This window comes from Mycobacterium sp. TH-M82 (assembly GCF_057473605.1).
In genome coordinates this window covers 1-6,193 of record NZ_JBYCKY010000442.1, presented here as the reverse complement: position 1 = coordinate 6,193, position 6,193 = coordinate 1, and the positions used below count along the sequence as shown (strand labels likewise).

Annotated in this window: 7 protein-coding genes; all 7 read right to left on the bottom strand. The window is 67.6% G+C overall.

All coding sequences use genetic code 11. The features are described from left to right. The coding region (locus AC2VON_RS13625) for a hypothetical protein (protein ID WP_486953444.1) at positions 1 to 187 on the bottom strand (187 nt) is incomplete at its 3' end. Between the two features lie 14 nt (positions 188 to 201). Beyond that, the gene (gene typA / locus AC2VON_RS13620) at positions 202 to 2,124 is read right to left on the bottom strand and encodes a translational GTPase TypA (protein WP_486953443.1); all 1,923 of its coding nucleotides are present in this window, start codon (positions 2,122 to 2,124) and stop codon (positions 202 to 204) included. Between the two features lie 63 nt (positions 2,125 to 2,187). Beyond that, a complete protein-coding gene (locus tag AC2VON_RS13615; protein ID WP_486953442.1) occupies positions 2,188 to 2,643 on the bottom strand; it encodes a MarR family transcriptional regulator in 456 nt (151 codons plus the stop codon). Between the two features lie 6 nt (positions 2,644 to 2,649). After that, complete coding sequence (gene narI / locus AC2VON_RS13610) at positions 2,650 to 3,387, bottom strand: respiratory nitrate reductase subunit gamma (RefSeq protein WP_486953441.1); 738 nt, start codon at positions 3,385 to 3,387, stop codon at positions 2,650 to 2,652. 1 nt (position 3,388) lies between these two features. Beyond that, entirely contained in the window at positions 3,389 to 4,051 is a 663-nt protein-coding gene (narJ, locus tag AC2VON_RS13605; protein WP_486953440.1) for a nitrate reductase molybdenum cofactor assembly chaperone, read from the bottom strand. Then, positions 4,048 to 5,664 carry a nitrate reductase subunit beta gene (gene narH, locus AC2VON_RS13600; protein ID WP_486953439.1) on the bottom strand — a complete coding sequence of 539 codons (1,617 nt, stop codon included), beginning with the start codon at positions 5,662 to 5,664 and terminating at the stop codon, positions 4,048 to 4,050. Before narH ends, narJ begins: the two co-directional genes overlap by 4 nt. After that, on the bottom strand, positions 5,664 to 6,193 hold a 530-nt coding region (locus tag AC2VON_RS13595), incomplete at its 5' end, for a molybdopterin dinucleotide binding domain-containing protein (protein ID WP_486953438.1). The genes narH and AC2VON_RS13595, both read right to left, overlap by 1 nt.

The following is a 6,193-nucleotide window of genomic DNA, read 5'->3' as shown; positions in this document are numbered from 1 at the left end:
CGATCGAGTCGACACCCATGATGACTTGGCTGATCCGCACCGGCGGCGGGGGGACGTTTTCGGTGGTGCGGGTGCTCTGCGGCGCCGGCGGCGGGTTGACCGTACACGCGGAGCCGAGCAACGCCCAGGACAAAACCAGCGCGCCGGCCGTCGTGCGGGCACGACGGGCTGATTGCGGCACGCCCATCAGGGTATCGGGGCCTACCCGCGGGTCTTGGCGCGAGCCCGGCTGCGCGCTCGCGCCGCCGCGTTCAACTCCACCTTGCGTACCCGCACGATCTCGGGGGTGACCTCGACACATTCATCGGGTGCGCAGAACTCCATGGCCTGCTCCAGGTCCAGCTCGATCGGCTTGGCCAGCGTCTCGATGACGTCCGCCGTCGACGACCGCATGTTGGTCAGCTTCTTCTCCCGGGTGACGTTGACGTCGAGATCCTCGGGTCGCGGGTTGATCCCGGCCACCATGCCTTCGTAGGTGTCCTGGCCCGGCTCGACGAAGAAGGTACCGCGGCCGGCGAGTTGCAGCAGCGCGAACGCAGTGATGATCCCGGCCCGGTCGCTCACCAGGGAGCCGGTGTGCCGCCCACGGATCTCGCCGGCCCACGGCCGGTACCCCTCGAATACCGCGTGGGCGATGCCGGTGCCGCGGGTTTCGGTGAGAAAGTCGGTGCGCCAACCGATCAGGCCGCGGCTGGGCACCGCGAAGTCCATTCGTACCCAGCCGGTGGCGTGGTTGGTCATTTCGACCATACGACCCCGGCGGGCGGCCATCAGCTGGGTGACGGCGCCCACGTAGGCGTCCGGGCAGTCGATGGTCAACGCCTCGTACGGCTCGTGCAGCTGCGCGTCGACGGTCTTGGTCACCACCTGCGGCTTGCCGACGGTCAGCTCGAATCCCTCCCGGCGCATCTGCTCGACCAGCACCGCGAGCGCGAGCTCGCCGCGGCCCTGCACCTCCCAGGCATCAGGCCGGCCGATGTCGAGAACCCGGATCGACACGTTGCCCACCAGCTCGGCATCCAGCCGGTTGCGGATCATGCGGGCGGTCAGCTTGTGCCCGGACACCTTGCCGGCCAGCGGAGAGGTGTTGGTGCCGATTGTCACCGAGATCGCGGGCTCGTCGACGGTGATGCGCGGCAACGCTTTCGGGGCGGCCGGGCCGGCTGGGTCCGCTGGGTCCGCTGGGTCCGCTAGGGTGTCGCCGATCATGATGTTGGCGATGCCGGCCACCGCGACGATGTCGCCGGCCGCAGCCTCGTCGGTGGGGGTGCGGTCCACGCCCTCGGTGACCAGCAGCTCGGTGATCTTGGCGGCAGCGACGACGGGCTGCCCGTCCACCTCACGCAGCCACGCCACCTGCTGGCCCCTGCGGATGCGCCCGTTGTAGACACGGATCAGCGCCAGCCGGCCCAGAAACGTCGACGCATCCAGGTTGGTGACCAGCGCCTGCAGCGGGGCGTCCGGGTCACCGGACGGGCTCGGGACGTGCTGCTGCAGCACGTCGAACAGCGGGTCGAGGTTGTCCCCGTCGGGGATCTGGCCGTCGGCGGGCGCGATGGTGCTGGCCACCCCGGCCCGCCCGCAGGCGTACAGCGTCGGCAGGCCCAGCGCGTGCTCGGCGGCCCGCTGGGCCTCGTCGTCGAGGTCGCTGGCCACGTCGAGCAGAAGGTCGTGGCTGGCCTCGACCACCTCGGCGATCCGGGCGTCGGGACGGTCGGTCTTGTTGACCACCAGGATCACCGGCAGGTGCGCAGCCAGCGCCTTGCGCAGCACGAAGCGGGTCTGCGGTCGCGGGCCCTCGGACGCGTCGACCAGCAGCAGCACCCCGTCGACCATCGACAGCCCGCGTTCCACCTCGCCGCCGAAGTCGGCGTGGCCGGGTGTGTCGATGACGTTGATGACGGTGACGGTGCCGTCTGGACGGACGCGGTGTACCGCCGTGTTTTTGGCCAGGATGGTGATGCCTTTTTCCCGCTCCAGATCGCCGGTGTCCATCACACGTTCTTGGGCCTCACCGCGTTCGTGCAGCGCACCGGACTGGCGCAGCATGGCGTCGACCAGGGTGGTTTTGCCGTGGTCGACGTGAGCGACAATGGCGACGTTGCGGAAGGCGCAGGAGTTCACCGGCCGATTCTCGCAGCGAGCAACCGTGATCGCGAAAACGTGCTGCCCGCGTTGGCAGCGCGGCTACACACCCAGCGGTGATTCGGCGGTCATCCGTTTGACCTCTTCGAGGTGCAGCGCGGTCAACGATTCTAGCCTGCGCGCCGCTGCCTCGGTGATCCGCAGCCGGATCACCCGCCGGTCGTCGGCGTCGCGAACCCGGTCGACCAGCCCGGCCGCCTGCGCCCGCTGGATCAGCTCGCCGGCGCTGTGGTGGCGCAGCAGCAGGTACGCGGCGACGTCTCCGACCGTCGGCCCCCGGGAGTCGGTGTGGCCGCGGATGGCCAGCAGCAGCTGGTGTTGCATCGGGGTCAGGCCGGCGGCCTGCGCCTGGTCGGCGCTCCACCGCTGGAACCGGCGCAGGCGGGTGCGCAGCACCAGCAACCGGGTGTAGACGTCATCCGGCAGGCTGCCGCCGTCGCCGGCATACCGGCCGTCGACGGCGCCCGATGTGGCGGCTTTGTCGGTGCTGACCGGCATTCGTGCTCACCACCCGCGGCGCTGCGGGGTCGACAGCAGCGCGCCGTTGGACGCCGCTTCGCGGCTGCGGTAGACGATGTAGGGACGGAACAGATACCAGATCGGTGCGCTGAAGGCGTGCACGAGCCGGGTGAACGGCCACAAGATGAACAGCGCCAGCGCGATCAGCACGTGTATCTGGTAGTAGATCGGCGCCTGGGCCATCATGTCTCCCCGAGGATCCAGATACCAGATGGAGCGGAACCAGATCGACACCGAGTTTCGGTAGTCGTGTGCCGCGCCGTAGTTGGTGGCCCCCATCAGGGTGCAGGCCATCCCCGCCACCAGCGCGGACACTAGTATCACATACATCAGCTTGTCGTTGACGGTGGTGGCCAGAAACACCGACCGCTGCGACCTGCGCCGGTAGATCAGCAACCCCAGGCCGGTGACCGTGGCCAGCCCCGCCGGCAGCCCCAACAGCAGTGCCTGCAGGTGGTAGACGTGGTCGCTCATCCCCAGCGCCTTCGTCCAGGACTGCGGGATGAACAGTCCCATGACATGACCGGCGATCACCACGAAGGCGCCGTAGTGAAACATCGGACTGCCGATCCGCAGCAGCTGCGACTCGTAGAGCTGCGACGACCGGCTGGTCCAGCCGAACTTGTCGTAGGTGTAGCGCCACCCAGTGGCAACCGCGAAGACCGCGAGCGTCACATACGGCGCGACATTCCAGAAGATCCGGGCGGCGTCCAGCAAGAGCATGTCATCCTTCCTCGGTGCGCTTCGGCGGCACGGTCAAGGTAAACGTTTGCAGCCCAACGCTTTCCGCTGGCGGACCGGACTGCGCCAGACGTTGTGCCCGTTGCACCTCGGAATCGGTCACCGCGGGCAGCGTTTCGCACACCGCGGCGATGGTGTGCGCATAGGGCGACCCGGCGTCGGTCAACGACCGCAGCAGCACGTCGATCGGCACCCGGTGCTCGACGAGCAGCCGGCGCCCCGCCTCGGGGTCGACCGTGGCGGCGAATTCCAGCAGCACCGGCAGATGATCGGGGCCTTCGTCTTTCGGCGGCTCCACACCGGCCTCCCGGTACGCGGTCGCGAACGCCAGAATCTGCATGCCGCGGTTGCGGGTGTCGCCGGCGGTCCAGTAAGTCAGGTACATCGTCGAGCGGCGGCGCAGATCGAAGGTGTCCACATAGTCGGTGGCGGCAGTCAGCGGATCCGTGGCGCGCAGCGCGGCAACGGTGCGTCCCAACAACTCTGCCGCAGTCCCGTCCAGGTGTTCCACCAGGTTCTGCACGGTGTCCAGGCGCTGCTCGTGCTCCTCGTCGGGGTAGGCCAGCAGCAGCGACGCCGCCTGCCACACCGCCCGGTCGGCGAGTCCGCCGTCTTGTTCGCGCCTGGAACGGGTAGACAGCTTCATGGTGTCGACCGTTCCGGGAACATGTCGGACGGTATCTCGCCGCCGTCCCACTCCAGCAGGTTCGTCTTCCGCGGGCGAGGGCCGTTCTCGGTGATGTGGAACGCCTCTTTCGGAACCGCCTCCGCCTCGCCTTCGGCCGTGCCGAACGGCTCCTTGTAGTCCTCGTAGGAGGTCACCGAGCAGCCCATGTGCTCCAGCTCGTGCGCCTTTTCGGCGTAGGCGGTCGGGATGACGTAGCGCTCCTCGTATTTCGCGATCGCCAGCAGCCGGTACATCTGATACATCTGTTCCTCGCTCATCCCGACCGACTGCGGGATGTGCGGTTGGGTCTGTCGCCCGAGGTTGATGTCGCGCATGTAGGAGCGCATCGCGGCCAGCCGGCGCAGCACCGCCTCGACGACGGTGGTGTCACCGGCGGTGAACAGCTCGGCCAGGTAGGCCATCGGGATGCGCAGCGCGTCCAGCGCGCCGAACAGGTTGCCCAGATCCTCGCCGTCGTGCCCGTCTCGGCTCACCGCGTCGACCACCGGCGACAGCGGCGGGACGTACCAGACCATCGGCATGGTCCGGTACTCCGGGTGCAGCGGCAACGCCACCTTGTAGGTGTTGATCAGCGCATAGATCGGCGAGCGCTGCGCGGCCTCGATCCACTCGTCGGAGATGCCTTCGGCACGCGCGCCGGCGATCACCTCCGGGTCGGTCGGATCCAGGAAAACACTGCGCTGCGCCTCGTAGAGGTCGGTGTCGTTGGCCACCGACGCCGCCTCGCTCACCCGGTCCACGTCGTAGAGAATCAGCCCGATGTAGCGCAGCCGGCCGACACAGGTCTCCGAGCAGATGGTGGGCAGGCCGACTTCGATTCGCGGGTAACAGAAATGACACTTCTCGGCCTTGCCGGTCCTGTGGTTGAAATAGACCTTCTTGTAGGGGCATCCGGACACGCACAGCCGCCAGCCGCGGCAGCGGTCCTGGTCGACCAGCACGATGCCGTCTTCGCTGCGCTTGTACATCGCGCCGGAAGGGCAGGACGCCACGCACGACGGGTTCAGGCAGTGCTCGCAGATCCGCGGCAGGTAGAACATGAAGGTGTCTTCGAACTCGGTTTTGACCTCGTGACCGACCTGGCTGATCTTCTTCAGGATCGGGTCGTCGGGCAGGATCTCCGGCGACCCGGCCAGGTTGTCGTCCCAGTTGGGGCCCCACTCGATCTTCATCGGATCGCCGGTGATCTGGCTGCGCGGCTTGGCGACCGGGAGGGTGTCGCCCAGCGGGGCCGCGATCAGGTTCTCGTAGTCATAGGTCCACGGCTCGTAGTAGTCGCGCATCCGGGGCAGCCGCGGATTGGCGAAGATCCGGGTCAGCCTGTGCAGCCGCCCGCCGTCACGCAGCTGCAGCCGGCCCTTCTTGCCCAGCGTCCATCCGCCGTGCCAGCGGTCCTGGTTTTCGTAGGTGCGCGGATATCCGACGCCCGGACGGGTTTCCACGTTGTTGAACCACACGTATTCGGTTCCCGACCGGTTGGTCCAGGCCTGCTTGCAGGTGACCGAGCAGGTGTGACAACCGATGCATTTGTCGAGGTTCATCACCATCGCCATCTGCGCCATGACTCGCATCAGTACTTCACCTCCTGAGCGCGCCGCCGCACGATCGTCACCTCGTCACGCTGGTTGCCGGTCGGGCCCAGGTAGTTGAACGCGAACGCGTGCTGGCCGTAACCGCCGGCCAGGTGGCTGGGTTTCACCCGCACCCGGGTCAGCGAGTTGTGGGTGCCGCCGCGTTTGCCGGTTCCTTCGGTGCGCGGGGTGTCCACTGTGCGCTCCTGCACGTGGTAGACGAACACCACGCCGTCAGGCATCCGCTGCGACACAATAGCCCGGCACACGAAGATTCCGTTGGCGTTCTCCGCTTCCACCCAATCGTTATCGCGCACACTGATTTTCGCTGCATCGCCGGGACTCATCCACATGGTCGGGCCGCCGCGCGACAGCGTCAGCATGTACAGGTTGTCCTGGTAGGTGGAGTGGAACGACCACTTGGAGTGCGGGGTCACGTACCGCACCGTCAACCCGATGCCGTCGTCGGTCGGGCCCAGCTCGGGGGCGTCGAACAGCCTGGCCATGTCCAGCGGCGGACGGAACACCG

Coding starts and splice junctions, on each gene's coding strand:
- AC2VON_RS13615 (WP_486953442.1), bottom strand. CDS start 2,643: ATGCCGGTCAGCACCGACAAAGCCGCCACATCGGGCGCCGTCGACGGC.
- narI (WP_486953441.1), bottom strand. CDS start 3,387: ATGCTCTTGCTGGACGCCGCCCGGATCTTCTGGAATGTCGCGCCGTAT.
- narJ (WP_486953440.1), bottom strand. CDS start 4,051: ATGAAGCTGTCTACCCGTTCCAGGCGCGAACAAGACGGCGGACTCGCC.
- narH (WP_486953439.1), bottom strand. CDS start 5,664: ATGCGAGTCATGGCGCAGATGGCGATGGTGATGAACCTCGACAAATGC.